The organism is Pandoraea aquatica (genome assembly GCF_902459565.1).
Lineage (GTDB): Bacteria > Pseudomonadota > Gammaproteobacteria > Burkholderiales > Burkholderiaceae > Pandoraea > Pandoraea aquatica.
The window spans coordinates 1034605-1061285 of the sequence record NZ_CABPSN010000002.1; the positions used below are offsets into that span (position 1 = coordinate 1034605).

Annotated in this window: 27 protein-coding genes and 1 pseudogene; 22 read left to right on the forward strand and 6 right to left on the reverse strand. The window is 64.6% G+C overall.

Annotated features, from left to right (window positions below; genetic code table 11):
* Positions 1–103: 103 nt before the first annotated feature.
* Positions 104–949 (reverse strand): MurR/RpiR family transcriptional regulator, encoded by an 846-nt coding sequence (locus tag PAQ31011_RS10230; RefSeq protein ID WP_150575671.1) that lies wholly within the window; start codon positions 947–949, stop codon positions 104–106.
* 319 nt (positions 950–1268) lie between these two features.
* Here PAQ31011_RS10230 and edd point away from each other — a divergent pair, with 319 nt between their 5' ends.
* The 5 genes from edd to PAQ31011_RS10255 all read left to right on the forward strand — a co-directional run bounded on the left by edd (position 1269) and on the right by PAQ31011_RS10255 (position 7304).
* Entirely contained in the window at positions 1269–3101 is a 1833-nt protein-coding gene (gene edd / locus PAQ31011_RS10235) for a phosphogluconate dehydratase (protein WP_174990084.1), read from the forward strand.
* 38 nt (positions 3102–3139) lie between these two features.
* The gene (gene eda, locus PAQ31011_RS10240) at positions 3140–3766 is read left to right on the forward strand and encodes a bifunctional 4-hydroxy-2-oxoglutarate aldolase/2-dehydro-3-deoxy-phosphogluconate aldolase (protein ID WP_150575672.1); all 627 of its coding nucleotides are present in this window, start codon (positions 3140–3142) and stop codon (positions 3764–3766) included.
* A gap of 169 nt (positions 3767–3935) precedes the next feature.
* The gene (locus tag PAQ31011_RS10245) at positions 3936–5291 is read left to right on the forward strand and encodes a GntP family permease (RefSeq protein WP_150575673.1); all 1356 of its coding nucleotides are present in this window, start codon (positions 3936–3938) and stop codon (positions 5289–5291) included.
* Between the two features lie 110 nt (positions 5292–5401).
* A complete protein-coding gene (locus PAQ31011_RS10250; RefSeq protein ID WP_039396206.1) occupies positions 5402–5935 on the forward strand; it encodes a gluconokinase in 534 nt (177 codons plus the stop codon).
* Between the two features lie 49 nt (positions 5936–5984).
* Positions 5985–7304, forward strand: coding sequence for a THUMP domain-containing class I SAM-dependent RNA methyltransferase (locus PAQ31011_RS10255; protein ID WP_150575674.1), 1320 nt, complete (start codon positions 5985–5987; stop codon positions 7302–7304).
* 84 nt (positions 7305–7388) lie between these two features.
* On the opposite strand, the gene PAQ31011_RS10260 is transcribed toward PAQ31011_RS10255, so the two are convergent.
* The 5 genes from PAQ31011_RS10260 to PAQ31011_RS10280 form a co-directional block, all read right to left on the reverse strand.
* The gene (locus tag PAQ31011_RS10260) at positions 7389–8570 is read right to left on the reverse strand and encodes a hypothetical protein (RefSeq protein WP_150575675.1); all 1182 of its coding nucleotides are present in this window, start codon (positions 8568–8570) and stop codon (positions 7389–7391) included.
* A 118-nt stretch (positions 8571–8688) separates the two neighbouring features.
* Positions 8689–9450 (reverse strand): 5'-methylthioadenosine/adenosylhomocysteine nucleosidase, encoded by a 762-nt coding sequence (locus PAQ31011_RS10265; RefSeq protein ID WP_150575676.1) that lies wholly within the window; start codon positions 9448–9450, stop codon positions 8689–8691.
* Positions 9451–9572: 122 nt separating this feature from the next.
* A complete protein-coding gene (locus tag PAQ31011_RS10270) occupies positions 9573–11015 on the reverse strand; it encodes an NAD(P)(+) transhydrogenase (Re/Si-specific) subunit beta (RefSeq protein WP_150575677.1) in 1443 nt (480 codons plus the stop codon).
* Positions 11012–11344, reverse strand: a complete 333-nt coding sequence (locus PAQ31011_RS10275; protein ID WP_150575678.1) for an NAD(P) transhydrogenase subunit alpha part 2 — start codon at positions 11342–11344, stop codon at positions 11012–11014. Before PAQ31011_RS10275 ends, PAQ31011_RS10270 begins: the two co-directional genes overlap by 4 nt.
* 19 nt (positions 11345–11363) lie before the next feature.
* The gene (locus PAQ31011_RS10280) at positions 11364–12494 is read right to left on the reverse strand and encodes a Re/Si-specific NAD(P)(+) transhydrogenase subunit alpha (protein ID WP_150575679.1); all 1131 of its coding nucleotides are present in this window, start codon (positions 12492–12494) and stop codon (positions 11364–11366) included.
* 408 nt (positions 12495–12902) lie between these two features.
* Here PAQ31011_RS10280 and PAQ31011_RS10285 point away from each other — a divergent pair, with 408 nt between their 5' ends.
* The 17 genes and pseudogenes from PAQ31011_RS10285 to PAQ31011_RS26955 all read left to right on the forward strand — a co-directional run bounded on the left by PAQ31011_RS10285 (position 12903) and on the right by PAQ31011_RS26955 (position 26667).
* Positions 12903–13379 carry an NUDIX hydrolase gene (locus tag PAQ31011_RS10285; protein ID WP_150575680.1) on the forward strand — a complete coding sequence of 159 codons (477 nt, stop codon included), beginning with the start codon at positions 12903–12905 and terminating at the stop codon, positions 13377–13379.
* On the forward strand, positions 13376–14554 hold the full coding sequence (gene mnmA, locus PAQ31011_RS10290; protein ID WP_246179463.1) for a tRNA 2-thiouridine(34) synthase MnmA: 1179 nt from the start codon (positions 13376–13378) through the stop codon (positions 14552–14554). The genes PAQ31011_RS10285 and mnmA overlap by 4 nt, the downstream gene beginning before the upstream one ends.
* An 84-nt stretch (positions 14555–14638) precedes the next feature.
* Positions 14639–16240, forward strand: a complete 1602-nt coding sequence (locus PAQ31011_RS10295; RefSeq protein ID WP_150575681.1) for an FMN-binding glutamate synthase family protein — start codon at positions 14639–14641, stop codon at positions 16238–16240.
* A 229-nt stretch (positions 16241–16469) separates the two neighbouring features.
* The gene (locus PAQ31011_RS10300) at positions 16470–17270 is read left to right on the forward strand and encodes a helix-turn-helix transcriptional regulator (protein ID WP_246179464.1); all 801 of its coding nucleotides are present in this window, start codon (positions 16470–16472) and stop codon (positions 17268–17270) included.
* A complete protein-coding gene (gene sctF, locus PAQ31011_RS10305; protein ID WP_150575682.1) occupies positions 17267–17485 on the forward strand; it encodes a type III secretion system needle filament subunit SctF in 219 nt (72 codons plus the stop codon). Before PAQ31011_RS10300 ends, sctF begins: the two co-directional genes overlap by 4 nt.
* On the forward strand, positions 17482–17889 hold the full coding sequence (locus tag PAQ31011_RS10310) for a DUF1039 domain-containing protein (RefSeq protein ID WP_150575683.1): 408 nt from the start codon (positions 17482–17484) through the stop codon (positions 17887–17889). Before sctF ends, PAQ31011_RS10310 begins: the two co-directional genes overlap by 4 nt.
* Positions 17886–18251 (forward strand): type III secretion system inner rod subunit SctI, encoded by a 366-nt coding sequence (gene sctI / locus PAQ31011_RS10315; RefSeq protein WP_150575684.1) that lies wholly within the window; start codon positions 17886–17888, stop codon positions 18249–18251. The genes PAQ31011_RS10310 and sctI overlap by 4 nt, the downstream gene beginning before the upstream one ends.
* Before the next feature lie 29 nt (positions 18252–18280).
* Positions 18281–19063, forward strand: a complete 783-nt coding sequence (gene sctJ, locus PAQ31011_RS10320) for a type III secretion system inner membrane ring lipoprotein SctJ (RefSeq protein WP_246179465.1) — start codon at positions 18281–18283, stop codon at positions 19061–19063.
* Positions 19063–19737 carry a type III secretion system domain-containing protein gene (locus tag PAQ31011_RS10325; RefSeq protein ID WP_150575685.1) on the forward strand — a complete coding sequence of 225 codons (675 nt, stop codon included), beginning with the start codon at positions 19063–19065 and terminating at the stop codon, positions 19735–19737. Before sctJ ends, PAQ31011_RS10325 begins: the two co-directional genes overlap by 1 nt.
* A complete protein-coding gene (locus PAQ31011_RS10330; protein WP_150575686.1) occupies positions 19713–20402 on the forward strand; it encodes a hypothetical protein in 690 nt (229 codons plus the stop codon). Before PAQ31011_RS10325 ends, PAQ31011_RS10330 begins: the two co-directional genes overlap by 25 nt.
* Complete coding sequence (locus PAQ31011_RS10335; RefSeq protein ID WP_150575687.1) at positions 20395–21177, forward strand: HrpJ domain-containing protein; 783 nt, start codon at positions 20395–20397, stop codon at positions 21175–21177. Before PAQ31011_RS10330 ends, PAQ31011_RS10335 begins: the two co-directional genes overlap by 8 nt.
* A 10-nt stretch (positions 21178–21187) precedes the next feature.
* A complete protein-coding gene (locus PAQ31011_RS10340; RefSeq protein ID WP_150575688.1) occupies positions 21188–22255 on the forward strand; it encodes a hypothetical protein in 1068 nt (355 codons plus the stop codon).
* A gap of 226 nt (positions 22256–22481) precedes the next feature.
* Positions 22482–23130: pseudogene (gene sctR / locus PAQ31011_RS10345) on the forward strand (type III secretion system export apparatus subunit SctR).
* A 19-nt stretch (positions 23131–23149) separates the two neighbouring features.
* Positions 23150–23416: a type III secretion system export apparatus subunit SctS gene (gene sctS / locus PAQ31011_RS10350; RefSeq protein ID WP_039396281.1), complete on the forward strand. Its 267-nt coding sequence runs from the start codon at positions 23150–23152 to the stop codon at positions 23414–23416.
* Positions 23417–23439: 23 nt separating this feature from the next.
* Positions 23440–24276 carry a type III secretion system export apparatus subunit SctT gene (gene sctT, locus PAQ31011_RS10355; protein ID WP_150575689.1) on the forward strand — a complete coding sequence of 279 codons (837 nt, stop codon included), beginning with the start codon at positions 23440–23442 and terminating at the stop codon, positions 24274–24276.
* 7 nt (positions 24277–24283) lie between these two features.
* On the forward strand, positions 24284–25399 hold the full coding sequence (locus PAQ31011_RS10360; RefSeq protein ID WP_150575690.1) for an EscU/YscU/HrcU family type III secretion system export apparatus switch protein: 1116 nt from the start codon (positions 24284–24286) through the stop codon (positions 25397–25399).
* Positions 25396–26667, forward strand: coding sequence for a lytic transglycosylase domain-containing protein (locus PAQ31011_RS26955; RefSeq protein WP_343031667.1), 1272 nt, complete (start codon positions 25396–25398; stop codon positions 26665–26667). Before PAQ31011_RS10360 ends, PAQ31011_RS26955 begins: the two co-directional genes overlap by 4 nt.
* The last annotated feature ends 14 nt before the right edge of the window (positions 26668–26681 follow it).

The window sequence follows — 26681 nt, forward strand, 5'->3', positions numbered from 1 at the left end:
CGAAAAGGGGCGGAGCGCTGTCATGGCGCTCCGCCCCTTTTCGTTGCCGGTTACGGTGCCTTCGATGTGCATCGCAGCCGCACTACATCCGCACCGCATCCGGTTACTTGCCGTCGTTCGCCGTGCGTCGCCGGTTGATGACTTCCTTGGCGCGTGCGAGTTGCGATGGCAGCCGGTCGCCCAACCGAAGCGCCATGCCGACCGCGAGCACGTCGCCGATGGCGAGATGGGCGATGCGCGAGGTGAGCGGCGAATATACGTCGGTGTCTTCATCGACGTCGGCGAACAGCGCCACGCTGGCCTGCCGCGCCAGCGGTGAGTTGCTGTGCGTGATGGCGATCACACTCGCGCCTGCCGTGCGCGCCAGTTGCGTCGCTTCGAGCAGATCCTGCGTGCGCCCCGTATTCGAGATCGCCACGACGACATCCCCTTCCTTGAGGAGCGCGGCCGACATGCCGTACACGTGCGGATCGCTGTATGCGACCGCGGGCACACCGAGGCGGAAGAACTTGTGCTGCATGTCCTGCGCGGCGATGCCCGAAGCACCCGCGCCGTAGAACTCGATGCGCCGGGCCGATGCGAGCAGTTCGATAGCCTCGCCGATGCTGTCGGGCGAGAGATTGTTGCGCACCTGCATGAGGCTGCCGATGGTGCGGTCGAGCACCTTGCTGGCGATGCCCGGCACAGGCTCATCCGGACGCACGTCACGGTGTACGAACGGCACGCCCCGTGCGATGCCCTGCGCCAGACGGATCTTGAATTCACGATAGCCGCTGCATCCCACCGCCTGACAGAAGCGGGCAATCGTCGGCTGGCTGACGTTGGCGCGCTCGGCGAGTTCGTTCATCGACAGATCGACGACTTCGCGCGGGGCGTCCAGCACATAGGTCGCGAGCTTGCGCTCGGACGGGCGCAATTGGGTCAGCGTGGCTTCGATTCGGTTAAGCATGGCAGGCAGCAACAAAAGCAGACGCGCAGCAAGGGGACGGCGCTCACTATAGCACCCGCACACCGCGCGGCACCGCGCCGGGCTTGGCGGTGCAGACGCAGGAATCATGAATGAAATGTACAAAAACTACAAAAATACGACATTTCACATAGTGGTGTGAGGTTTCTCAATCCGGCAAAATATGGCGTAAGTATTGGATATAACTGGGTAAAACCCTGACTGTCGATGTCTTTGGATTGATGGGATGTAGAATTTCTACTAAACTCCGCTCCCAATCGCACCTGCCCCGGGTGCATCGCAAGTCCAGTCCCACGACATGATGTCCGAGCAAAAGAAGCCCCTGCACCCGACCGTAATGGCCGTCACTGCGCGCATTGCCGCGCGCAGCCGCGACACGCGCGCAGCGTATCTGGCCCGCATCGACGCGAGCGCTGGCCGCTTTCCGCAGCGCGGCGCGCTGTCCTGCGCGAATCTGGCGCACGGTTTCGCGGCCATGCCGGCCAACGACAAGCTGATCCTGCGCGAGCAGCGTCGCCCGAACGTGGGCATCGTCACCGCCTACAACGACATGCTCTCGGCGCATCAGCCGTACGAGCAGTACCCGGCGCGTCTGCGTGAAGCGGCCCGCAAGCTGGGCGCGACGGCGCAGGTCGCCGGCGGCGTGCCCGCCATGTGCGACGGCGTCACGCAAGGCAATGCGGGCATGGAACTGTCGTTGTTCTCGCGCGAAATCATCGCGATGAGCACGGCCGTTGCGCTCTCGCACAACATGTTCGACGCCGCGCTGATGCTCGGCGTGTGTGACAAGATCGTGCCGGGTCTCGTGATCGGGGCCTTGCAGTTCGGCCATCTGCCGACGATTTTCGTGCCGGCCGGCCCGATGGCGAGCGGTCTGTCGAACGACGAGAAGGCGAAGATTCGCCAGTTGTACGCCACCGGCAAAGTGGGCCGCGACGCGCTGCTCGAAGCCGAATCGCAGGCGTATCACGGCGCGGGCACGTGCACGTTCTACGGCACGGCCAACAGCAACCAGTTGCTCATGGAAATCATGGGCCTGCATCTGCCGGGCGCGGCCTTCGTGCATCCGCACACGCCCCTGCGCGACGCACTCACCGACGCGGCGCTCGCGCGCGTGCTGGCGATCGGCGCGGATACCCCCGAATACACCCCCGTCGGCCATGTGGTCGACGAGCGCGCCGTGGTCAACGGCATTGTCGGCCTGCTGGCCACGGGCGGCTCGACCAATCACACGCTGCACCTCGTGGCGATGGCCCGTGCGGCGGGCATCGTCATCGACTGGGACGATTTCGACGCGCTGTCGGCCATCGTGCCGCTCATGGCGCGCGTCTACCCGAACGGCAAAGCCGACGTGAACCATTTCCACGCCGCGGGCGGCATGGGCTTCCTGATCGGCGAACTGCTCGACGCGGGCCTGTTGCACGACGACGTGAAGACCGTCGCCGGACCGGGCCTCTCGCGCTACCGCGCCGAGCCGTGGTTGTCGCCCGAAGGGGTGGCGTGGCGCGCAGGGAGCGCCTACAGTGGTGATCGTGACGTCTTGCGCGGCCATGCCGAGCCATTCGCCCCCGATGGCGGATTGCGGCTCATGCACGGCAATCTGGGGCGTGGCGTCATCAAGGTGTCGGCGGTCAAGCCGGAACATCGGCGCGTGGCCGCAACGGCACGCGTATTTACTTCGCAGGAAGCGGTCCAGGCCGCGTTCGATGCAGGCGAGCTGCGTCGCGACGTGGTCGTGGTGTTGCGTGGCCAGGGGCCGCGCGCCAATGGCATGCCCGAGCTGCATCGCCTCACGCCGCTGCTCGGTGTCTTGCAGGACGAGGGGTTCGCCGTGGCGCTGGTGACCGATGGCCGGATGTCCGGCGCGTCGGGCAAGGTGCCCGCCGTGATCCACGTGTCGCCCGAAGCGGCCGGTGGTGGTCCGCTGGCGCGTGTGTGCGACGGCGATCTGATCGTGCTCGACGCCAACACCGGCATGCTGCACGCCGAGGTGTCGCCGCAAGTGTGGGCCGAGCGCGAGATCGCGCCGGTCGAGGCGTCGGGCGACGACACCGGACGTCTGCTCTTCGGCCACATGCGTGCGTCGGTGGGCGCGGCGGAAACGGGCGCTTCCGTGTTCTTCGGTACTGAGTGACGCGTACTCACTACGTCACTGCATTCAAGGAAAACGTAATGAACATCAATGACATCGTTCGCGCCGGCCCCGTGGTTCCGGTGCTCCAGTTCGATAACGTCGAGCAGGGCGAGCAGGTCTCGCGTGCGTTGCTCGCGGGCGGCGTGCGCGTGCTCGAAATCACGCTGCGCACCCCGGCGGCGATGGACGTCATTCGCCATGTGGCCGGACTGTCGGACGAACTGATCGTTGGCGTGGGCACACTCACGCGTCCCGAAGAGATGGCACAGGCCGTGGCCGCCGGTGCGCGCTTCGGTGTGTCGCCGGGCTACACGCCGGCGCTGGGCGCGGCCGCCAAGGCAGCCGGCCTGCCGCTGCTGCCGGGCGTGGTCACGCCCTCGGACATTCTGGCCGCGCTGGCCGACGGTTACGAGACGGTGAAGTTTTTCCCGGCCGAGCCCTCGGGTGGCGTGCCGATGCTCAAGGCGTTGTACGGCCCGTTCCGCGACGTGCGTTTCTGCCCGACGGGCGGCATCAGCGCGGAGTCGGCACCGTCGTATCTGGCGCAGCCGAACGTGGTGTGTGTCGGTGGTTCGTGGCTCACCCCCAAGGCGCTGGTCGACGCGAAGGACTGGGACGGCATCACGCGTCTGGCCCGGGCGGCGAGCGCGCTGCCGCGTGCCTGAAAGGGTGTCTGAAGCGGTGCCAGCACCGCAAACGCAACGTCGAATCTCGCAACTGTAGCAACTCGCATCGACGGCGGAACATCGCCGGTTTTACCGAATAACAGGATTTCAATAAACGGGCGCGAGCCCAACGGGCATCCGCCCATCTAGCCAAACGAGGAGACCCCCCATGGTCGCGGTGCAAGGCAACTTGCTGCTGGTATACGCGCTTATCGCGGTAATCGCGCTGATTCTGCTGATCGCGCGTTTCAAACTGAATCCGTTCATCACGCTGATCGTCGTCTCGCTCGTGCTCGGGCTGGCGGTGGGCATGCCGATGGGCGGTATCGTCAAGGCGTTCGAGACGGGCGTGGGCAACACGCTGGGGCACATTGCGCTCGTGGTGGGGCTTGGCACGATGCTCGGCAAGATGATGGCCGAGTCGGGCGGTGCGGAGCGCATTGCGCGCACGCTCATCGGCTTCTTCGGTGAGAAGAACGTGCATTGGGCGATGGTCGTGATCGCGTTCATCGTCGGTCTGCCGGTGTTCTTCGAAGTCGGTTTCGTACTGCTGATTCCTATTGCGTTCAACGTCGCCAAGCGCACCGGGACGTCGATGGTGCTCGTGGGCATTCCGATGGTCGCCGGTCTGTCGGTCGTGCACGGCCTGATTCCGCCGCACCCGGCGGCGCTGCTGGCTGTGACCGCTTACAACGCGGACATTGGCCACACCATCATGTACGCGCTGATCGTCGGTATTCCGACGGCCGCGATTGCCGGTCCGCTCTTCGCCAAGCTGATGGCGCGTCACGTGGTGCCCAATCCGGATAACCCGCTGCTCGCGCAGTTCGTCGAAGCCGACCGTCCGATGGACAAGCTGCCGGGCTTCGGCATCACGCTGTTCACGATTCTGCTGCCGGTCATTCTGATGCTCATCGGTAGCTGGGCGGATCTGTTCTTCGCGCCGAAGACGTTCGCGAACGACTTCCTGCGCCTGATCGGCAACTCGGTGATGGCGCTGCTCATCGCCACGCTCGTGAGCTTCTTCACGTTCGGCAAGCAGCGCGGCTTCAATCGCGACCAGATTCTGAAGTTCACCAACGAGTGTCTGGCCCCGATTGCCACGATCACGCTGGTGGTGGGTGCCGGTGGCGGTTTCGGGCGTATCCTGATGGACAGCGGCGTGTCGAAGGCGATTGTCGACGTGGCGAACAATGCCCATCTCTCGCCGCTGCTGCTCGGCTGGCTGGTGGCGGTGCTGATCCGTATCGCGACGGGCTCGGCCACGGTGGCCATGACGACCGCCTGCGGTATCGTCGCCCCGATCGCAATGGCGGCCGGCTCGACGGTCAAGCCGGAGCTGATGGTGCTGGCCACGGGCGCAGGTTCGCTGATCCTGTCGCACGTGAACGACGGCGGTTTCTGGCTGGTCAAGGAATACTTCAACATGACCGTGCCGCAGACCTTCAAGACGTGGACGGTGTGCGAGACGATCATTTCGGTTGTCGCATTGCTGCTCACGCTCGGTCTGGCAGCGGTGGTGTAATCGGCACAGCAACGGGTAAGCGCGCCGCTCGGGTAAGGAACACGCGCGAGCGGCGCGAGCAATACGGGTAACACGCCGGCACAGGTCGGCACGGAACAAGGAGACGAGCCATGATCGTCGTGGTAATGGGCGTATCGGGCAGCGGCAAGAGCACGGTTGGGCAGATGCTTGCCGACCGGCTGGGCTGCGGGTTTTCCGACGCAGATTCGTTTCACAGCGCCGCGAACATCGAGAAGATGCGTCGCGGCGAAGCGCTTAACGACGCCGACCGTGCGCCGTGGCTGGCGGCGATTCGTGAAGCCATCGTCGCGCGCCGCGTCGCGGGGCGTCATCACGTGTTCGCGTGTTCGGCGCTGCGCGCACGGTATCGCGACGTGCTCGGCGAGCACGACGGCGATGTGGTGTTCGTCTACCTGAAGGGCGCGCCCGAGGTGATCGGTGAGCGTCTGGCCTCGCGCTCCGGCCATTTCTTCGATCCGGCGTTGCTGCAAAGCCAGTTCAATACGCTGGAAGAACCGCGCGACGCGCTGATCGTCGACATCTGCGATTCCCCCGACGCCATCGTCGAAACCTTGCTTCACAAGCTCGCCGCCTGCCCCGGCGGCGTGCCGCTGACGTCCGCCGGTTCGGCGCGCGTACAATAGCGGTTTATTCCCTCCGCCGGCGCTTCGCGCGCCGGTCGCACGCATCAACATGGCTTCCTTCGAATTCTTCGCGCCCTGTCCCCGTGGACTGGAAGAGGCGCTCGCCGCCGAACTGGCAGAACTGGGGCGTCTCGCCCCGATTTCGGTGGGCAAACAGGTGCCCGGTGGTGTGCACTTCGCCGGTCCGTGGGCCGCAGGCATGGCAGCCAACCTGCATTCGCGCATTGCTAGCCGTATTCTTCTGCGCGTCGCGCAGCAGGGCTACCGCACCGAACAGGACATCTACGAATTTGCCCTGCGTCAGCGCTGGGAAGACTGGTTCGGCTATCAACAGACGCTGCGGGTGGATGTCACGGGTATCAAGGCACCGGTGCGCAGCCTCGAATTCGTCACGCTGCGCGTGAAGGACGCCGTCTGCGACCGCCTGCGCGAGAAGACCGGCGCGCGTCCGAACATCGACACCATGCAGCCCGACGTGCGCGTGTTCGCCTTCCTGACGGCGACCGACGCTACGCTCTATCTCGATACTTCCGGCGAGCCGCTGTTCAAGCGGGGCTGGCGTCTGGACAAAGGTGCAGCGCCCCTGCGTGAGAACCTCGCGGCGGGCATTCTGCGACTGGCCGGCTGGCGCACCGATACGGCCGCCGACATGGTGTTGTACGACCCGATGTGCGGTAGCGGCACGTTCCTCGCGGAAGCCGCGCAGATCGCGCTGGGCGTCCCGGCGGGGACTGGTCGCCGTTTCGGCTTCGAGAAGCTGAAGGGCTACGACATCACCGCCTGGCAGGCGCTCAAGGTGCAGGCGGACGAAGCACAGCGCGACGCCCGTGTGCGCGGTGTGCCCGACAGCATCTTCGGCAGCGACATTTCCGGCGACATGCTGGTCAAGTCGCGCGCCAACCTGGAGCGCGCCGGCGTGGGCGACATCGGCCTCAAGCAGGTGGATGCGCGCGATATGTCGCCGCCGGTGGATCGTCCGGGGATCATCGTCGCCAATCCGCCGTACGGCGAACGTATCGAAGTGCGTGGCCGCCGTGCTCCGCGCGACGCCGACGACGGTTATTCGCCGGACGTGCAAGGCAATCGCGGCGGCTTCCAGCGTAACCAGCCGGACGGCGTCGACGCCGAGTTCTTCCGTGCCTTCGGCGACGCGCTCAAGCAACGCTTCACCGGCTGGAGCGCGTTCCTGCTCACGGCCGACATGAGCTTGCCGGGGCAGATGCGTCTGCGCGAATCGCGTCGTACGCCGCTGTACAACGGAGCGCTGGAATGCCGTTTGTTCCGCTTCGATCTGATCGCCGGTTCCGTGCGCAAGCGCGGGGGCGACGGTGAGGGTAAGGCGGATGGCGGGCGCGACGCGGCTGAGTAAGTCTTAGCGCCTCTACCCGCTACGTCCTGCGTCATGAAAAGGACCGGCCACTGGCCGGTCTTTTGTTTTGTGCGGACGAAGACGTTAGCCCGCGTTGCCGCCGCGGCTGTCGTCCGCCTCAGCGCGATAGGTCGCAGGCGGCGCGGAGCGGGGGCGCTCGCTCGGCGGTTGCAAAGCCGGCGATGGAGGTTCCGGCGGCGGTGGCAGGGCGGCGCGCTGTGCGGCGCGTCGCTGGGCGGCGACCGCCGTGAGCACTGCGCGCCGCTCGCGCAGATCGCTCGGCGCGATACGACTGCGCCGGGGATCGCACGTCACGTTTTCCGGATCTGACAGGTCACTCTCGTAATCGGGGCCGGTGCGCGGCGAATAGTCCCGCACATCCAGCACACCGACGACGGTGACGTCCCTGAGCCACCGTTCGGTGTCGCACGTCACGGCGTTGTGACTCAGGATGTCGTCGACGACCCCATGTTCGCGCGGGTCCGGATGAATTTGCCACACGTCGTGCGTCGCTTCCCAGTGTGGCCAGATTTGCCCGCCCGCGCCGTAGTGACAGTACGCGATCGCCTGATAGGCCTTGCGGCAGGCGTCGCGCGTCGCGTAGCACCCGGGACGATCCAGTGTGGCGATGTCGATCAAGCGCGAGAGCACGCTGGTCGGATCGGCATCCGCGCTATAGAAATACACCCACTTGTTGGTCGTATCGAACGACCAGGGCACGGCGATATCGTGTCCAAACGCTTGAAGGATGCGAAGCGTCAGGATGTCGTCGGCGACGTGCGTTTCCGGATCGCGCGCGAACACCGATTGCGCCCACGTTTCGAGGTTAGGGGTACCGGCGATGCGCTCGTAGAGTGTCCAGCCGGTGGGGTGCGGGAGCAGACGGCGCAGTAGATCGACGGCAATGTCCGTCGGCAATCCTGTGTCTCTGAGGGCGTCCAGTGTGACCTCGTGATTTTCCAGGACAGCCAGCCGACGAACCGCGATGGTCTGTTCCGCCGTGCGTGTCGGCTCGCCGACGACGGTCCTTCCCATGCACGCCTCGATCTCGCGTCCGAAGATGCTGTCGGGGTGTTCGGCGGCGCGCATCACGGCAGCCTTCGTCGGATTGCACTTCGGGTTGCGCGCCCGGATGTTGACGACGTCCGTCCAACTGAGCCCCCGGTAGAGCGGTTCGAGGACGGGGGTGCTTGGGTAATCGGCCTGCGCTGAGGACGCGGATGGCGTGGATGGCGCAGATAGCGTGTGATGACCGTCTGCATTCATGGGGTGTCTCCTCCGGACAATGGACAAGGCGACATTGTCTGGAAGGACACCGACGCGCGATGTCGAGATCGCCCGTCGGAATGTCCAAACGAGGATGGACGGTGACGGTGTGGCGCGCTTAAGTTGAACGCGTGCTCAGGAAGCGGCGGAGGATGCCGTGCGAATAGTGGCTCGCAACTTCGCGCAGAAAGCGAGGGAAGTCGACGTGTGCGGTGTCATCGGCCGCGTCGGACAGTGTGCGCATGACGGCGAACGGAATGCCGTACTCGTGGCAGACCTGCGCGACGGCGGCCCCTTCCATCTCGACGGCAAGGGCTTGCGGCAGCGTGCTGCGCAGCAGCGTGACTTCGTTGGTGCTGGAGACGAAGCGGTCGCCGCTGGCGATCTGTCCGACGTGCACGCGCGGCGCGGACATCCGCAGCTCAGTGCGCAACGCGGCACTCACCTGCGCGGCCATCTCGTCAGCCAGCCAGTCGCGTGCGGCCTGAGCGAGTGCGTCGCGCAAGGTCGCTTCGGCGTCGAACGCGGTGCGCCCGAGCAGCGGGATTTCGAAACGGGGGAAGAGCGGGCTGGCGTCCATGTCGTGCTGCGTGAGCGTGTCGGCAATGACGACATCGCCCACCGACAAGCCGTGCGCGAGTCCGCCTGCTACGCCGGTGAAGACGATTTCCCGCACGTCGAAGCGATGAATCAGCGCAGCTGTCGTGGCCGCTGCCGCGACTTTACCGATACGCGCGAGCACGATGACGCAGTCGTGGCCGTGCAGCTTGCCTACGTGATAGTCGCGCATGCCGATGTGTTCGACGTGTGCCCCGGGGGCCATCTCTGCGAGCAGATCGGCGATTTCTTCGTGAAGGGCGGCGACGATGCCTAGCGTCATGATGCGGGACTCTTTCGCGCGCGGTGGCGCGACGTTGCGTGGATCGAGCGCGCATTGTAGCGCGGGGCTGCACCCGATGTCGGCGTGCAGCCCCGCGCAAAGACCCGGCGAAAGCGTTCGGCTTACTCGACCGCTTTCACCATCTCCTCGATCACCTTCTTCGCGTCGCCGAAGACCATCATGGTCTTGTCGAGATAGAAGAGTTCGTTATCGAGACCGGCATAACCGGCGGCCATCGAACGTTTGTTGACGATGATCGTCTTGGCTTTGTATGCCTCGATGATCGGCATGCCCGCAATCGGCGATCCCGGATCGTTCTTGGCGGCCGGGTTCACCACGTCGTTGGCACCCAACACCAGCACCACATCCGTCTGACCGAATTCGCCGTTGATTTCGTCCATCTCCAGCACCTGATCGTACGGCACCTCGGCTTCGGCGAGCAGCACGTTCATGTGACCCGGCATACGGCCTGCAACCGGGTGGATGGCATAGCGCACGTTCACGCCTTTCTCCGAGAGCTTGTCGGTCAGTTCCTTGAGCGCGTGCTGCGCACGGGCGACCGCCAGACCGTAGCCCGGCACGATGACCAGTGATTCGGCGTTGCTCATGAGGAATGCGGCGTCATCGGGCGAACCCGACTTCACCGGACGCTGCTGCTGTTCGCCACCCGCCGCACTCGTGCCCGGCGTTGCACCGAAGCCGCCGAGAATCACGTTGAAGAACGAGCGATTCATCGCGCGACACATGATGTACGACAGAATCGCGCCGGACGAGCCGACCAGCGAGCCAGCGATGATCAGCATCGGGTTATTCAGCGAGAAGCCGATGCCCGCCGCTGCCCAGCCCGAGTACGAGTTCAGCATCGATACCACGACCGGCATGTCTGCGCCGCCAATCGGGATGATGATGAGCACGCCGAGCACGAACGCGATGGCCGTCATCAGAATGAACGGCAGCCAGCTTTGCGACAGGAAAAAGATGACGCCGAAGCCGAGCATCGCGATGGCGAGCAGCAGGTTGATCGTGTGCTGTCCGGTGAACTGCACCGGCGCGCCCTGGAACAGGCGGAACTTGTACTTGCCCGAGAGCTTGCCGAAGGCGATGACCGACCCCGAGAACGTGATCGCGCCGACGAACGTGCCGATGAACAGCTCGATCCGGTTGCCCGGCGGCAGGAGGGTTTCGCCCGCAGGCACGATACCGAATGCCGCAGGCTCCGCCACCGCAGCGACGGCGATACACACGGCGGCGAGACCGATCAGCGAGTGCATGGCGGCCACGAGTTCGGGCATCTTCGTCATCTCGACCTTGCGAGCGACGAAGGCACCGATGCCACCACCGACGACAAGACCTGCGAGGATCAAAGCGAGACCCGAGTAGTTGCCCCCCATCAGACGGCGCAACTCGTAAATCAGCGCAATCGTGGTGACGGCCGCAATTGCCATGCCGATCATGCCGAACGCGTTACCGCGTCGCGCCATCTTCGGGTTCGACAGGCCCTTGAGCGCCTGAATGAAACAGATCGACGCGACCAGATACAGCAGCGTGACGAGATTCATGCTCATTGCTTGTCCCCCTCGATCGCCCCAGCCGTCTTGGCGGGCTTATCTTTCTTCTTGAACATTTCTAGCATTCGCTGGGTGACGAGGAAGCCCCCGAACACGTTGACGGCTGCGAGTGCCACGGCGATCACGCCCATCGTCTTGCCGAGGCTGCCTTCGGTGAGACCGGCGGCGAGCATCGCGCCCACGATCACGATGGCCGAAATCGCGTTCGTCACGGCCATGAGTGGCGTGTGCAGCGCCGGTGTGACGTTCCACACCACGTGATAGCCGACGTACACCGCCAGCACGAAGATGATCAGATTGATCACCGTGTGATTGATCATTTCCATAACATTCCCCTTGTTTTTCTCAGGCGGCGCGCAGCACCTGACCATCGCGGCACATCAGACAGGCGGCGACGATGTCGTCGTTCGTGTCGATCACGAGCTTGCCTTCCTTGTCGATCACCAGCTTGAGGAAGTCGAGCACGTTACGTGCGTAAAGCGCGGAGGCGTCGGCAGCGACCATGCCAGCGAGGTTGGTGTAGCCCGCGATGGTGATGCCATGCACCTTGACGACTTCGTCGGCCACCGACAGCGGGCAGTTGCCGCCGCCGTTGGCACCGCGTCCCGCCGCCAGATCGATGATCACCGAGCCGGGCTTCATGGCCTTGACGGTGTCTTCGCTGATGAGCGTCGGTGCGGCACGGCCCGGGATCAGGGCGGTGGAGATGACGATGTCGGCCTGCGTCAGACGCGTGTGCACCAGTTGTGCCTGGCGGGCGAGCCATGCGGCAGGCATGGGGCGAGCATAGCCGCCCACGCCCTTGGCGATCTCGCGCTCTTCGTCGGTCTCGAACGGCACGTCGATGAACTTTGCGCCGAGCGATTCGATCTGCTCGCGCACGGCCGGACGCACGTCCGACGCCTCGATCACCGCGCCCAGACGCTTGGCCGTCGCAATGGCTTGCAAGCCCGCGACACCCGCACCGAGCACGACCAGACGCGCGGCTTTCACCGTACCGGCAGCCGTCATCAGCATCGGCATGAAGCGTTGATAGAGGTTCGCGGCGAGCATCACGGCCTTGTAACCGGCGATGTTGGCCTGCGAGGACAGCACGTCCATGCTTTGCGCACGCGTGGTGCGCGGCGCGGCTTCGAGCGCGAACGCGGTGACGCCAGCGGCGGCCATACGGGCATTGTTCTCCGCGTCGAACGGATTGAGCATGCCGACGACCACACTGCCGCGTGTCATCTGGGCGAGTTCTTCGGGGGAGGGGGCGCGAACCTTGAGGACGAGTTCTGCACCGAGCGCGTCGGCGGCGCTGCCGAGGGTGGCCCCGGCGGCTTCGAAGGCGGCGTCGGGCACGCTGGCGGCGTCTCCTGCGCCGCGGCCGATCACGATCTGGTGTCCTGACGCGACCAGCTTCTTCACCGTCTCGGGCGTGGCCGCGACACGGGATTCGCCAGCAAGCGTCTCGGCGGGAATGCCGATTTTCATTGCGTATCTCCTTGGGTTTGTGAACTGATCTCATCAGCGGCCATAAACCAAGGAGCCGCAGCGCGTACGCTGCCGAGGCAGGCGCGTTACCTGTTTCGCCGCTGATGACATTAGTCCTGCACAAACCACTGCGTTCGAACTACTGCAAAAACCGGTGATGCGGTACTGCAACTGCACATTGCCCATTGCTGGAGCTTCGAAGCTTACATGAACATTACAAATGCGCCTATTGCATGGAATGGCATATCAATACTAACTATCGGTAATGAATGTGACGGGATCTGCATGGGACTCGCCGACCGGCCGGTCGGTCTTGAAACCGCCTCGTCTTCAGCGCCAAACCCTGTCAGACGGTAAAATGTCGCTTTTATCGGGGTATCGTGTCCCCGCGTCCCGCAAGGATGTCCCATGAATGCACGCTGGAAGCCCAACGTGACGGTGGCAGCGGTCGTCGAACGAGACGGCCGTTTTCTGTTTGTCGAAGAGCAAAAGCGTGCCGGTCTGCTGATTAACCAACCGGCCGGTCATCTGGAGCCTGGCGAGTCGATCCTCGACGCCGTGCGCCGTGAGGTGCTGGAAGAGACCGCGCATACGTTCGAACCGCAGCATCTGCTGGGCATTTATCTCGCGCCGGGACCCGAAGACATCGCCTATCTGCGCTTCACCTTCAGCGGCACGCTGGGCGAGTTCGACGCGACGCGCACGCTCGACGACGGCATCGTCGGCACGCTCTGGCTCACGCCGGACGAGGTGCGCGCGCAGCGGGCACGGCACCGCTCGCCCATTCTCGAGCAGTGCATGGACGATTACCTGCGAGGCGTCAGATACGACCTCGGCATACTTCAGACCCATCCGGCACTGACCGGTGGGCAAGGCAACACATGAGTCAAAAACGCGTAGTAGTGGGCATGTCGGGCGGCGTCGATTCGTCGGTCACGGCGTGGCTGCTCAAACAACAAGGCTACGACGTCGTCGGTCTGTTCATGAAGAACTGGGAAGACGATGACGACAGCGAGTACTGTTCGACCCGGCAGGACTGGATCGACGTGGTCTCGGTCGCCGATCTGATCGGCATCGACGTTGAAGCGGTGAACTTCGCCGCCGAATACAAGGACCGCGTCTTCGCAGAATTCTTGCGCGAATACTCGGCCGGACGCACGCCGAACCCGGACGTGCTGTGCAACGCCGAGATCAAGTTCAAGGCGTTCCTCGATCACGCCGTGGCGCTGGGCGGCGAGACCATCGCCACCGGCCACTACGCCCGTGTGCGTGAGCGCGACGGACGTTTCGAACTGCTCAAGGCGTTCGATCACACGAAGGACCAGAGCTACTTCCTGCACCGTCTGAACCAGCAGCAGCTCTCGCGCACGATGTTCCCGCTCGGCGAAATGCCGAAGACGAAGGTGCGCGAGATCGCCGCGCAGATCGGCCTGCCGAACGCGAAGAAGAAGGATTCGACGGGGATCTGCTTCATTGGGGAGCGTCCGTTCCGCGACTTCCTCAATCGCTATCTGCCGACCAAACCGGGGCCGATGAAGACGCCGGACGGCACCATCGTCGGTGAACACGTCGGGCTGGCGTTCTACACGCTGGGTCAGCGCAAGGGCATCGGCCTGGGTGGCAGCCGCGATGGCTCGGGCGAGCCGTGGTTCGTCGCGCGCAAGGACATGGCCAACAACACGCTGTATGTCGTTCAGGGCCACGATCACCCGTGGCTGCTCTCGGGCACGCTCGACGCCGAGGACCTCTCGTGGGTGGAGGGCGAAGCACCGGCCGAGGGCACGCGATGCGGCGCGAAAACCCGCTACCGTCAGGCCGACGCGGCCTGCGAAGTCGTGCGCGCCGACGCCGGTGCCCTCACGCTGTCGTTTTCGGACGCGCAATGGGCCGTCACGCCCGGCCAGTCCGCCGTGCTGTACGACGGCGAGGTGTGTCTGGGCGGTGGCATCATCGCGTCTACGACGCCTGCCGTCACGCCAACGGGCGCGGCAACGCACGCAGCGGATGATGGCGGTGCCAAGTCCGCCGCATCGAAACACATCATCCTCAATACGCATTGAAGCCGCCGGCGCTCGCCGGGGGGACACCCGGCAGCGTGCCGGTGACCGTCTTGCCGCTCCCCCCGCAAAAGCCTAGGAGGTTTCATGTTTTCGCGCCGATTTCTGGCTCTCTGGATCGCCGTGGCGTTGCTCGTCGCAACGCTCGTGCTGGTGCTCGTCGACGGATGGAATCCGCTCTGGCCCATACCGTTTGCTGCGTTGGTCGTCCTCGGGGTCTGGGACGTCGTTCAGCAGCGTCACGCGGTACTGCGCAACTACCCGCTGTGGGGACACTTCCGGTTTCTGTTCGAGTTCATCCGGCCGGAAATCCGTCAGTACTTCGTGGAAGACGACACCTCCGAGACGCCGTTCTCGCGCGCTCAGCGAAGCATTGTCTATCAGCGCGCCAAGGGTGACGTCGACAGCCGGCCGTTCGGTACGGAGCTGGACGTCAAGGCCACCGGCTACGAGTGGATTGCCCACTCGCTCGCGCCGACCGTCCTGAAAGATCACGACTTCCGCATCACCATCGGTGCGGATCGCGCGCAACCGTATTCGGCTTCGATCTTCAATGTCTCGGCGATGAGCTTCGGTGCGTTGTCAGCCAACGCGATCCGTGCACTCAATCGCGGGGCCAAGCTCGGCAACTTCATTCACGACACCGGCGAAGGATCGATCTCGCCGCATCACCGCGAGCAGGGCGGGGATCTGATCTGGGAAGTGGCGTCGGGGTACTTTGGCTGCCGTAACGACGACGGCACGTTCAACGCCGAGAAGTTCGCCGCGCAGGCCACCACGCCGCAGGTGAAGATGATCGAGGTGAAGCTTTCGCAAGGCGCGAAGCCCGGCCACGGTGGCGTGTTGCCGGCCGCGAAGATCACGCCGGAGATCTCCGCAACGCGCGGTGTGCCGATGGGGCAGGACTGCATCTCGCCGTCGCGCCACAGCGAGTTTTCGACGCCGCTGGGTCTGCTGCAATTCGTCGACCGGCTGCGCACGCTCTCGGGTGGCAAACCGACAGGCTTCAAGCTTTGCATCGGCCATCCGTGGGAATTCTTCGGCATCGTGAAGGCGATGCTCGAGAGCGGTATCCTCCCCGACTTCATCGTGGTGGACGGCTCGGAAGGCGGCACCGGTGCCGCACCGCTGGAGTTCACGGACCACGTGGGCGCGCCGTTGCAGGAAGGGCTGCTGCTGGTGCACAACACGCTCGTCGGTGCGGGGTTGCGTGACAAGATCCGCATCGGCGCGTCGGGCAAGATCGTGACGGCGTTCGACATTGCACGCACGCTCGCCATTGGTGCCGACTGGTGCAATTCGGCGCGCGGCTTCATGTTTGCCATCGGCTGCATTCAGTCGCAGAAGTGCCACACGGACCGTTGTCCTACCGGTGTGGCCACGCAGGATACGTTGCGTCAACGCGCGCTCGTGGTGCCGGACAAGGCGCAGCGTGTGCATCAGTTCCATTCGCAGACGCTGCACGCGTTGCAGGAACTGATTCAGGCCGCAGGGTTGGCGCATCCGTCGGATCTGCGCGCGCATCACATCGTCAAGCGTGTGTCGTCCAATGAGATTCGTCTCATGTCCGAATCGCTGAAGTATCTGGAGCCGGGCGATTTGCTGCGTGGTCAGTTCCGCTATCAGTTGTACGAGAAGTACTGGCCGATGGCGCGTGCCGACAGTTTCTCGCCGGCGGCCGTCGCCTGACGGTGTCGCGCTAAAGCGATCCGAATCGGTCGCTTGAAAACAAACCCGACGCGTGGTGGCGTCGGGTTTTTTTATGCTTCTCGATAGTTTTCTTCCCAAAAGCCAAAAGTGCCGGGCGTGGCGACTCACATTAAGGTCTCCACCGGATGATGCTCGCGCGCGTACTCGCCTATCGTGTGGCCTTCGACTTTGTCATCCCGCCGACGGATTGTCGTCAGAGGAGGAGCCTATGAGTACGGTGCGATTTCTGATCAGCCGCCACGACGTCAAACTCATTGTGAACGGTCTTGTGCACACGTTGCCTGCGGGCAGCATGACCGCGACCAGTTCGGATGCGACGATCGATGCCCCAGGGCCAGTGGTGTCTCACGATTTTCATGCCTGCGATCTACAGGCGCTGTATCCGGACGTCGTCGATCTGCTCGACCGCCGCCCGCTCGGCGTGTTCCACCGACAGGCGGCGCGCACGCTGATCCTTGAGCCCAGCATGGTCGATGTGGCGATGACGTTGCAGAACGTCGACCGCATGGCGATGCTGCGCTTCTTTTACGTCTACTGTCTGTGCCGCGATCAGCGTTACTTCTCCGCGATGCTGCGCCAGACGATTGCAGGCAGTCATTCTCTGTTCGACTTCGTCGAAGCGAATTTCCATCGACCCTGGCCGGTGGGGCGTCTGGCCGAAGAGTTCGGCATGCCGTTAAGAAAATTCCGGTATCTGTTTCAGCAGACGTACGGCATGCCGGCCAAGCAGTGGTTGCTTGAGCGGCGGCTGAGACTGGCACGCGACCTGCTGCTTTCGACGCGTCACAAGGTGCTCGACATTGCGCTGGAGTGTGGCTTCACCAATCACGCGCATTTCACCGATACGTTCCGTAAGCGCTTCGATTGTGCGCCGACGGAGATTCGTCTGGGCACGCCGCCTCAGCGCGGTGGTCGTCGTGTCGCGATGCCACGCGCGGACGCCTACGCTGCCATGCGTGCCGATCTCGTTGCGGGACACGGCGCAGTGACCGATGCGGGCGTGCTATGAACGTCGAGGAAATCCATCGAAGTATGTCGGAAGGCGTGCGGCGCATGTCGGACGAAGCGACGCAGGCAGTGCGCACGCGGGAAGTCAACGATCCCCGTCAGATGCTCGATGTGCAGTTCAAGTTGCAGCAGTTCGCAACGGGCGTCGGTTTGCACAGTGCGGCCATCAAGCTCATCAAGGATACGTTGATGGGCATCATCGCCAAGATTGCATGATGACGACGTCGCCTAAGCCCAATGATGGCGCGATGGTGTGGCTGGACGCCTCGGTCCGGCAGCATATCGTCGAATTGGCGCTGGCCGGCGCGCATCACGGTCTGGAGACGGAAGCGCGGACGATTCTGCGTGCGCTACCGTCGCTCGTGCCTCAGGTTGAGGCGCGTCAGTGTCTGCATGCCGCGTTGCTCATCGCGCTGGGCGACACGGCGCAAGCGCGCGCCTGCCTTGCGCGTCTAACGGCCGGAGACGGGGCAGAGCAGGCAGTCGAGGCAGACGTCAGCGCCGCGAGTGTATTGCAGCACTGGCTCGATGCGACGGATCCTGCCTATGCGTCATCGCCTTCTTCTGCGTCTTCCTCTTCATCTTCACCTTCCTCTCCCGAAGTCCTCCCTTTGCCATGACGACACTCTCATCACATGCGCTCTCTGCGGCCGTTGCGCAAACGTCGACCGTCGATGCGGCGATGAAACCGTCTGCAACACTCCCTGCTGCCGAACAGGCCGACGCCGTGCGATTCAATCTCGCGTTGTCGAATGCCGCGCCGTTGCCCGAGCATCACTTGCTGAGCGCGGCGAGCAAGTTGTCCGGCGACACCGAGTATTTGACGCAGCGTGTGTCGCTGGACGAGCGAGCGTTGGACGATCCGGCGCGTCTGCTGGCCACGCAGCTCGACATCACCGAACGGGTGCTGGCACTGGAGTTTGTCGCGAAGGCGGCCGGTGCCACGACGCAGGGTGTCAACAAGCTGGTGCACATGCAATGATGCGCTGCGGTCGCGTCATGAAGGGCGTCATGCCGTTCGCTGTGGGCATCGCATCAGGGCGGACCCTTCTCGTTGGCTTGCTTTTGCTGATGCTCGTCGGCTGCAAAGTCGAGTTGCATCGCGCGCTGAGCGAAACCGAAGCGAATCAGATGCTCGCGCTGTTGCTGGTCTCCGGGCTTCAGGCGGACAAGCGCGCGGACACCACGGGCATGACCGTCCGGATTGAGCGGAGCGATTTCGTGCGTGGCGTCGAGGTGCTGCGTCAACATGGGTTGCCGCGTCAGAAGCGGGCATCGGTCGAAGATGTGTTTCCGCCGGGACAACTCGTCAGTTCTCCGGTGCAGGAGCAGGCGAAACTCATCTTTCTCAAGGAGCAGCGGCTGGAGCGCATGCTGGCGGCGCTCGACGGTGTGATGGTGGCGGAGGTTTCCATTGCGCAAGTGCCGACGGACTCGGCCGGACGGGCCACCTTGCCACCGGGCGTCGCCGTCTTCGTGAAGTACAGCCCCGAGATCAATATGACACAGCGCATGACCGATATTCGCAGTCTGGTGCACGACAGCGTACCGGGGGTATCGCCGGAGCGCATCAGCATCGTGCTGCAACCGGCGGACTATCGTTTGCCTCGGGCAGCCATTGAAGCGGCCGCCGTGCCGGCGAACGGTGACGGCGAGATGTCGTGGCGTCCGTGGCTGGGGTGGGGAATGTTCGCGACGGCGGCGATGGTGCTCGCCGTGGCCGGTGCGATGGCGTGGCGTCGACGGGGCGCATGGGTCGTCCGGTTACGGCAGCGCCTGGCGAGAGCGACGTGATGACGTGCGCTTGGCTGACGCATCTGATCTGGCGACCCGGATGGCATATGGATGTGCAGTGGTGGGACACATTCGGGATGTCGGCTTGGCGTGCACTGTACCGCAGACATGCGGCGTGTCGTCCGCCAGTCGACAGGCTATTGGTCCAGCGACGCGGATGGCCGGTGGCCGGGCGAATGGACTGCTCGCTTCCCCGGAGCGACGCTGCGCTCGCCATGGTGCAACTGATGCCGAACTTGCGCCGCGTCGCGCTGGCCCACGGATTGCGCGTGCTGGGCTGTCCGGATTACCTGCTGCTCGGGGCCTATCGTCGTGCGCTCTCGCCGTGGTTGGACGCGTGGCAATGCGATCGTCTTCTGCTAACGCGGCACGACTGGCCGTCGCACCGTGCGTTTGCGGCGGACGAGATTGCCATGGCGGCCATGGCGACGACCGGTGAACAGCTTGATGCCGCCGCTGCCGCGCGCGCATCGCTGGGCACTTCGGACGCGCCCGACGATCCCGTCGCGACGATCGACGACGTCGCCACCGTCCAAATGGCTGCACGGATCGTGCTTCCACCGCCGGCGACGACCGCCGCATCGGCAGTGGGCGGCGATCCGGTCACGGACGATATCTGGCCGCGACTCGCGGCGTTGGAGAAAATGCTATGTATGTCGTCGACTACGCATTGACCCCCATCGAAACGATTGACGGCCCCGCTCCGGCGGGGCCGGTGATTTCCGCCGAAGGACTTACTCGACTGCGTGAAGACGCCGGTCAGCGGGCACGTTGGATGAGCGAGGCGCGTGCCGAGCGCGACGCTGCGCTAGCGGAGCGCGAGCAGACGCGACACGATGTCGAGGTGCAGCGCAATGCGTGGCAGGAAGCGGCGCAGGCGCGTGCCAGACAGGAGGCGTCGACACAGGCGGAAGCCGCGCGGCAAGCGGCCATCGCGCAGACGGTGGATTGGTTGGTCGACGAAGCGTCGATGGAGCGCGAGATTGTGCGTTCGCTGGAGCGCAGAGTTGCCGATGCGATGACGGGCGCGCTGGCGAATTTCGTCGGCAAACTCGACGTCGGTGAGCGCTTCGCGCATCGTATCGGGCAAACGCTGCCCGGCCTCGTACGCGAAGGCGCCCTCGTCCTGCGTGTGCCGACTGCGCACCACAGCGCTGTCACAGACGCATTGCGCGAGGCTGACATCATGCTCGCGTGTACGCCGGATGCGTCGCTCTCGGGCCGTCAGGCGCACATCGAAAGCGAGTGGGTCACCGTGCGTCTGGATCTCGACGCGGATCTGGCGGCGGTGATCAAACGTTTGCGCGCCGTGCCGAATCTGGAGGTCGCTTATGGTTGAGCGTCTGCCCACGTCCGCAAATTCGAGCGTTCAGACACCGCAGGAAAACAAGGCGCTCGAGCGCATATTGACGGACGAATGGCAGGCGCTCGAAGCCGACGGTCTTTCGTCTCGTGGAGCGCCGACGGACTTGCCGGGGCACGTGGCGCTGATCGAAGCGACCATCGCGCAGAACGAGGAAGCCGCATTCTCCGAGTCGCAGGAAAATCTGAGCTTCGCACTGGGCGTTCGCTTTCGGCGCACCGGCGAGCGAGACGTTCGCGACGACAAGCAACGCGCGCGCGCGTTGTTCGAACAGCAGATGCAACGATTCGCACGCGTGAACGGTGCGCAGTTCGAACGGCTGCGCAGTCAATTGCGCGATCTCCCGTTTGTCCCCGACCCTCATCAACTGATCCGTCAGGCGCAGATGTCGGGTGGGCACGCTGCATTGGTTGTCGCTGCGTGGTTGGCAGACAATGGGCTCGATGCGGAAACCCGCACGCGACTTCGGCGCACGCTCGACGCGTTGACGACGTCGGACGTATGGGCCATCGAGGCATTTGGGGCTCTCGAATGCGGAGACGGAAAGTCGCCCGGCCTGGCGTTGATGCAACAGCTCAAATCGCTGTTTCGTCAATCGCAAGGCGCGCAGGGCATCACCGTGAGTCTGCTGTGCGTGCGTCTGGCGATGTATCGCAGGCTGCTGGCGCATCGTGGGCAACTCTCGCGGACGTTGACGTCGCGCTTTGCGCTGCCCGTCACGGTGGAAGTCGAGGCACGCTATGTGCCGTGAGGCGAGCGGGGTGTCGGATCATCCGTCCACGCAGGATGTCGGCGTTGCACTGGAGGGGGTGCTGGCGGGCTCGGGTTGCGTGCGCTTCAACGAAGGCGGGACGGAGGTGCGCGTTGGATGGCTCTACGCAGGGGGCGACGGCCTCGTTGTGACCGCACGGGTCGACGAGGGTGTCGTGGGGCAGACGCGCTTCTGGTGCGATGCCAGGCAATGGGCGGACTGGCTCGGCGACCGGCTTCCCGTGCCGTCTTGGGACGCTTTGCCGCCGGACTGGCAGGCGAGCGCGGCGTCGCTGACCTTCGCGACGGAGGGCGTGGACACCGAGGGGGAGGACGACCCTCAGCGCGAGGCGATGACCGGGCGCGCGTGGGACACGGAAAAGCGGGCTGCCGCGACGCATCGTGAGTGCCCGGACGCACAGGCTGCACCGGCTGCGCCGACGTCCTGGCCGCAGGTGACGACGATGACGCGTGAGCCCGTCGAGACGACGTGGCGAATCGGCATTGTGTTGCAGCGTGAGGCGCGCCGGTTGGCGTTAATGCATCTCGATGGTGTGACGTCGTGGCTCACGGACCGTTGTCAGCACGCACTGCCGAGCGATACGCCGCTGGACCCGTCCGGTCTGCCGACGCGTCGATGCATCCTCGCGGCGGGCTGGGGTGAGCTTCCCGCCTCGCTTTGCGATCGCCTGCGCGGGGGCGGCGCGGTACTGCTCGACGTGGCGGCCGACGTTGCGTCCGGTGAATACTGGCTGCTCGACGGTACGCGAGGCATTGCCATGCGCGATGGACAGCCGTCGGGGCGTCACGTCGCAATGCCCGATATCGCGACGTCGGACGCCGGAGACGGCGCAGCGCCATGTACCCGTCTGGTCGCGGTCATTGCCGAAAGGGCGTTGTCCATTCCGAGTCTGGCGGCGTGGCATCTCGGGCGCGCCACGTCACACGAACACGCGCCACAAAGCGTGTTGAGCGCCGCCCACGTCGCGCTCTGGCGCGATGGCACGCCATGGGTCAACGGACGTCTTTTGCGCTTCGGCGACGGACGGCTGGCGGTGCAAATCGACCCGGTGCCCTGATTTCGGGTCGTGACCCGATGGGCGTGCATTCGGCCACGTCCTACCATTTGCCGATCGACGACCTCTGCGTCGTGCTTCGTCCGCACGCGACTGCACTACGGCTACGTTGCGGCCACGGTACGGCCGCGTCGCTGCCATGTCGTTTCGCCTCGTCCCGCAGTCTCTTCCTTCGTCCTCGCCGGCCGACGCGCTCGTCCGGTGGACCCAGGCGTTCATTGGAGTTCGTATGTCCCTGCTCGACCACCCGGTGCAGCTTGTCGTCTTGCTTTCGCTGCTCTCGATCATGCCGCTGCTGGTGGTGCTGGGGACTGCTTTCCTGAAACTGGCGGTCGTCTTCGCGCTGCTACGCAATGCGCTGGGTACGCAGCAGATCCCACCGAACATCGCCATCTACGGTCTGTCGCTCGTGCTCACCTGTTTCATCATGGCGCCGGTCGCGTTCGATATCGAAGCGAACCTTGGTTCCCGGCCGGTTTCGCTCTCTTCGAAAAGCTTCGTGGCCGACGTCGATGCCAGCGTGCTCTCACCGTACCGTGCGTTCCTCACCCGTCACACCGACGCCAGACAGCGTGACTTCTTCGCCGGGTTGGGGAACGAGACATGGCCGCAAGCGCATCGCGACCGGCTCGCTGAGGACTCGCTGCTCGTACTGATGCCTGCCTTCGCGCTGAGTCAGTTGGCCGAGGCCTTCAAGATCGGCTTACTGCTCTATCTGCCGTTCATCGTGATCGATCTGGTGATCTCGAACATTCTGCTTGCGATGGGGATGATGATGGTCGCCCATGACCATCGCGCTGCCGTTCAAGCTGCTCATCTTCGTGATGATGAACGGTTGGGAGCAACTGGTGCGGCAGTTAATGCTCTCCTACGCATGACACCGAGGGGAGCCTGCGCATGAGCGAAGCCATCGTCGTCAATCTCACCAGTGAAATGCTCTGGCTCACATTGCTGATGTCACTGCCGACGGTCGTCGTTGCGTCCGCCGTCGGCGTGCTGGTGTCGCTGGTGCAGGCGCTTACGCAGGTGCAGGACCAGACCGTCCAGTTCCTCATCAAGCTCATTGCGGTGTCGGTCACGCTGGCTGCGACCTACGCATGGATGGGCCACGTGTTGCTCAACTACGCGGGCAGCGCGTTCGAGCAAATCAGCCGGATGGGGTGAGCGCCATGGTCGATATGGTTGATATGACGAAGATCACCGCCATGACGGCGTCGTCCGATACGCTGATCGCGCCGCAGTGGACCGATCTGTTCGGCTGGACGCTGGCGTGGGGCGTGGCGATGCTGCGCCCGCTGGGTGTTGCGATGTTGCTGCCGGTGCTGTCGGTCGGCATGTTGGGCGCGGGCATGTTGCGCAACGCGCTGGTGCTCGCGCTCGCGTTGCCGGTCGTCGCGCTCGTGCATGCGACCCCCGATCTGCCAACGCAATGGAGCGCGTGGGGCATGTTGATCTTGCGCGAGCTCTTCATCGGCGGTCTTGTGGGCTTCGTGGCGGCGTTGCCGTTCTGGGCCGTCGACATGACGGGGTATGTGATCGACACCATGCGCGGGGCGTCGATGGCCAGCGTGCTCAACCCGCTCATGAGCGCGCAATCGTCGATCTTCGGCATTGCATTGACCCAGATGCTCTGCGTGCTTTTCTTCGTCACGCCGGCGGCGCATGCGGTGCTGGGCACGTTGTACGACTCGTACACGGCGTTGCCCATCGGGCAGTCATGGCGATGGGAGGACGCGTCCGTCGCCTGGCTGCTGTCGCTCTGGCAGGCGATGCAGGTGATGTGCGTGGCGGTGGCGTTGCCTGCGATGGTCGTGATGGTGCTCGTCGATATGTCGATGGGCTTCGTGAACCGCGCGGCGCAACAGCTCAACGTGTTCTTCCTCGCGATGCCGGTCAAGAGCGCGATGGCGCTGCTTGTGACCGTTGCAAGTCTCCCGTTCGCCATTGCCGTGCCGCTCGCGCACTGGTATCGCCTGCCTGAGGTGTTCCGCACATGGGCCGCCATGGCGCTTCCCGCTTCGTGAGGCGCGCATGAGCGAGAAGAACCTTCCCCCGACACCCAAGAAGATTCAGGACGAGCGCAAGAAGGGGCGCGTCGCCAAGAGTGCCGATCTTGCCGTCTGTATGCAACTCGGCGTAACGCTCGCGTGGCTGACGTTCGAGGGGCCTGCTCTCTACGACGCGCTGCAAGCGCTGATTGCCCGCATGCTGCTCGTGCTGCGCGATCCGGTGGAGGAAGCGGTGCAGGGCATGCTCGGTCCGTCGCTGTTGATCTTCGTGCGCTTCGCTGGCGGCCTTGCCGTGCTGCTGATCGTGACGACGTGGCTCGCGATGGTCCTGCAAGTGGGCGCGCTGGTCGCACCTGAAGTGATTCGTCCGAAGTACGAGCGCATCGACCCCGTCGCCAAAGCCAAGCAGCTGTTCTCGATGCAATCGCTTTTCGAGTTCGGCAAGTCGCTCGTTAAGGTCGTCGTGCTGGGGCTGGTGTTCTTCTATCTGATCCGGCAGTACACGCCGTCGCTGGCCGTGCTTGCGCAGTGCGGACCGTCCTGCGGGCTGGCGCTCACCGTGCGGCTGATGTTCTGGTTGATGGCGGTGCTGGTGATCGCCTATGTCGTGTTCGGCGGGCTGGACTTCGCGTATCAGAAGTATCAGTTGCGCAAACAGCTCATGATGTCTCACGACGAGACCAAGCGTGAGTCCAAGGAGGTGGAGGGCAACCGCGAGATCAAGAACAAGCGGCGCGAGATTCACCGGGAGACGATCGAGAGCGGCAGCCTGTCGGACAACGTCAAGCGGTCGACGGCGGTGGTGCGCAACCCGACGCGTCTCGCCATTTGTCTGCGTTACGTGCCCGGCGAGACGGCTGTGCCGCTGGTGATCGAGAAGGGCCGCCACGCGCGGGCGCGCACGATTGTGCGGATCGCGGAGCGCGAGGGCGTGCCGGTCGTTGAGCATGTGCCGGTGGCGCGGCGGCTGATGGACGATGTCGACATCGATGCACCGATCCCGCCAGACCTCTTCGATGCAGTCGCCGCGATTCTGCGTCTCGCACTGGATTTGCCTTATGAGGTGCAGACGTCCTCGGCAGAAGCCGATGCACCGGCAGGTCCGGCGATGCGAACTCGTGACGGGGAGGGCGCATGAGCGGGCGGTTGACGAATCGGGGGCGGTCGCGCTGGCGTCACGTTTTGCTGATGTCCGGCGCGCTGGGGCTGAGCGGTTTGCCGACATTGGCGGCGGATCGGGGATTGCTGCCGCATCATCCAAGAGTTGCGGATGCGCAGATCGCCGTGCCGACGACGGGGCATGTCGTGAATAGGACGGGTGTGGCCGGTGGAACCGGCACAGCGCTGCGCGAGGCGCATGAGACGCCGGGGGCGCCTGACGTGATCAATGCGCCCTATGCGACGCGCACACGTGATGCCGCGAGACGCCTCGTCTCGTCGTTTCGGGAGGCGCAGGCATCGACGCCACCGCCCATCGCGTCGGCGAGGACCGCGACACCTGTTGTGGGGCAGATCCCGCAGGCTGACCCGAACGTCGCGTCCGATCCGGAGAGTCGCCTCGATCTTGCCGATTCAGCATCGCAGGCGAGCCGCACACCCGCCAACCCCGGCGCTATCGCGACTGCAATCCCTGCAAAGCTCCCCTTCGATGCGCTCGTGCGTCGCGCGGCCCACGCGACCTCCGTCGATGCGGCCTTGTTGCACGCGATCATCGACACCGAGTCGGGATACGACCCTCAGGCAGTGTCGGAGCGCGGGGCCATCGGGCTGATGCAGATCCTGCCGCGCACCGGCCAGCGCTTCGGTGTGCGTCGTCTCGAAGACCCTGCCGAGAACCTGCGCGCAGGCGCGTCGTATCTGCGCTGGCTGCTCTCGCGCTTCGATGGCGATATCAGTCTTGCACTCGCGGCGTACAACGCTGGCGAGGGGGCGGTATTGCGGTATGGCCGTCAGGTGCCGCCGTTCCCCGAGACGCAAAACTACGTGCGCAAGGTCATGGCGGGTTACTCGCGTCTGCGCGACGCCAGGGGGGCGAATGCTGTCGTACCGCCGTTGGCATCGGGAGGCGCAGCCTCGCCGTCTGCGGCACAGGCACTCGTTCCGTCGGATGAAATGCGGCGGGGTGACACGCGGGACAAGGCCGCGAATGTGCGGACGGTGACGAAAGCCGAGGGGAGCGAAGGGGCAGGCAGGGCCGATGTCGCCGACGAGAAGAACGCCCGCGCGTGGCGTTTGCTACAGGGACTGGGAGAGCTGATTACCCGCAGCCCGTCGGCCGACGCCGCACGTCGTGCGGGCAAAGCCAATGCCCGCGGGCGGGATCAACCGGCGGTCGTCATGCCGTCGCGCGTGCGGGAGCGTACCGCCGGGGCGGTACTCCGGCCGGGCGGGCACGGCGACGGGTGAGGGTGGGGGAGGGC

Excerpts from the sequence above, each read along its gene's own strand:
- PAQ31011_RS10265 (WP_150575676.1), bottom strand. The coding sequence starts at position 9,450 with ATGACGCTAGGCATCGTCGCCGCCCTTCACGAAGAAATCGCCGATCTG.
- PAQ31011_RS10260 (WP_150575675.1), bottom strand. The coding sequence starts at position 8,570 with ATGAATGCAGACGGTCATCACACGCTATCTGCGCCATCCACGCCATCC.
- PAQ31011_RS10295 (WP_150575681.1), top strand. The coding sequence starts at position 14,639 with ATGTTTTCGCGCCGATTTCTGGCTCTCTGGATCGCCGTGGCGTTGCTC.
- PAQ31011_RS10310 (WP_150575683.1), top strand. The coding sequence starts at position 17,482 with ATGATGACGACGTCGCCTAAGCCCAATGATGGCGCGATGGTGTGGCTG.
- PAQ31011_RS26955 (WP_343031667.1), top strand. The coding sequence starts at position 25,396 with ATGAGCGGGCGGTTGACGAATCGGGGGCGGTCGCGCTGGCGTCACGTT.
- PAQ31011_RS10285 (WP_150575680.1), top strand. The coding sequence starts at position 12,903 with ATGAATGCACGCTGGAAGCCCAACGTGACGGTGGCAGCGGTCGTCGAA.
- sctT (WP_150575689.1), top strand. The coding sequence starts at position 23,440 with ATGACGAAGATCACCGCCATGACGGCGTCGTCCGATACGCTGATCGCG.
- PAQ31011_RS10275 (WP_150575678.1), bottom strand. The coding sequence starts at position 11,344 with ATGGAAATGATCAATCACACGGTGATCAATCTGATCATCTTCGTGCTG.
- PAQ31011_RS10280 (WP_150575679.1), bottom strand. The coding sequence starts at position 12,494 with ATGAAAATCGGCATTCCCGCCGAGACGCTTGCTGGCGAATCCCGTGTC.
- PAQ31011_RS10330 (WP_150575686.1), top strand. The coding sequence starts at position 19,713 with ATGTATGTCGTCGACTACGCATTGACCCCCATCGAAACGATTGACGGC.
- sctI (WP_150575684.1), top strand. The coding sequence starts at position 17,886 with ATGACGACACTCTCATCACATGCGCTCTCTGCGGCCGTTGCGCAAACG.
- edd (WP_174990084.1), top strand. The coding sequence starts at position 1,269 with ATGTCCGAGCAAAAGAAGCCCCTGCACCCGACCGTAATGGCCGTCACT.
- PAQ31011_RS10250 (WP_039396206.1), top strand. The coding sequence starts at position 5,402 with ATGATCGTCGTGGTAATGGGCGTATCGGGCAGCGGCAAGAGCACGGTT.
- sctJ (WP_246179465.1), top strand. The coding sequence starts at position 18,281 with ATGCCGTTCGCTGTGGGCATCGCATCAGGGCGGACCCTTCTCGTTGGC.
- PAQ31011_RS10325 (WP_150575685.1), top strand. The coding sequence starts at position 19,063 with ATGACGTGCGCTTGGCTGACGCATCTGATCTGGCGACCCGGATGGCAT.
- PAQ31011_RS10230 (WP_150575671.1), bottom strand. The coding sequence starts at position 949 with ATGCTTAACCGAATCGAAGCCACGCTGACCCAATTGCGCCCGTCCGAG.
- sctF (WP_150575682.1), top strand. The coding sequence starts at position 17,267 with ATGAACGTCGAGGAAATCCATCGAAGTATGTCGGAAGGCGTGCGGCGC.
- PAQ31011_RS10335 (WP_150575687.1), top strand. The coding sequence starts at position 20,395 with ATGGTTGAGCGTCTGCCCACGTCCGCAAATTCGAGCGTTCAGACACCG.
- eda (WP_150575672.1), top strand. The coding sequence starts at position 3,140 with ATGAACATCAATGACATCGTTCGCGCCGGCCCCGTGGTTCCGGTGCTC.
- PAQ31011_RS10255 (WP_150575674.1), top strand. The coding sequence starts at position 5,985 with ATGGCTTCCTTCGAATTCTTCGCGCCCTGTCCCCGTGGACTGGAAGAG.
- PAQ31011_RS10300 (WP_246179464.1), top strand. The coding sequence starts at position 16,470 with ATGAGTACGGTGCGATTTCTGATCAGCCGCCACGACGTCAAACTCATT.
- PAQ31011_RS10245 (WP_150575673.1), top strand. The coding sequence starts at position 3,936 with ATGGTCGCGGTGCAAGGCAACTTGCTGCTGGTATACGCGCTTATCGCG.
- PAQ31011_RS10360 (WP_150575690.1), top strand. The coding sequence starts at position 24,284 with ATGAGCGAGAAGAACCTTCCCCCGACACCCAAGAAGATTCAGGACGAG.
- PAQ31011_RS10270 (WP_150575677.1), bottom strand. The coding sequence starts at position 11,015 with ATGAGCATGAATCTCGTCACGCTGCTGTATCTGGTCGCGTCGATCTGT.
- sctS (WP_039396281.1), top strand. The coding sequence starts at position 23,150 with ATGAGCGAAGCCATCGTCGTCAATCTCACCAGTGAAATGCTCTGGCTC.
- mnmA (WP_246179463.1), top strand. The coding sequence starts at position 13,376 with ATGAGTCAAAAACGCGTAGTAGTGGGCATGTCGGGCGGCGTCGATTCG.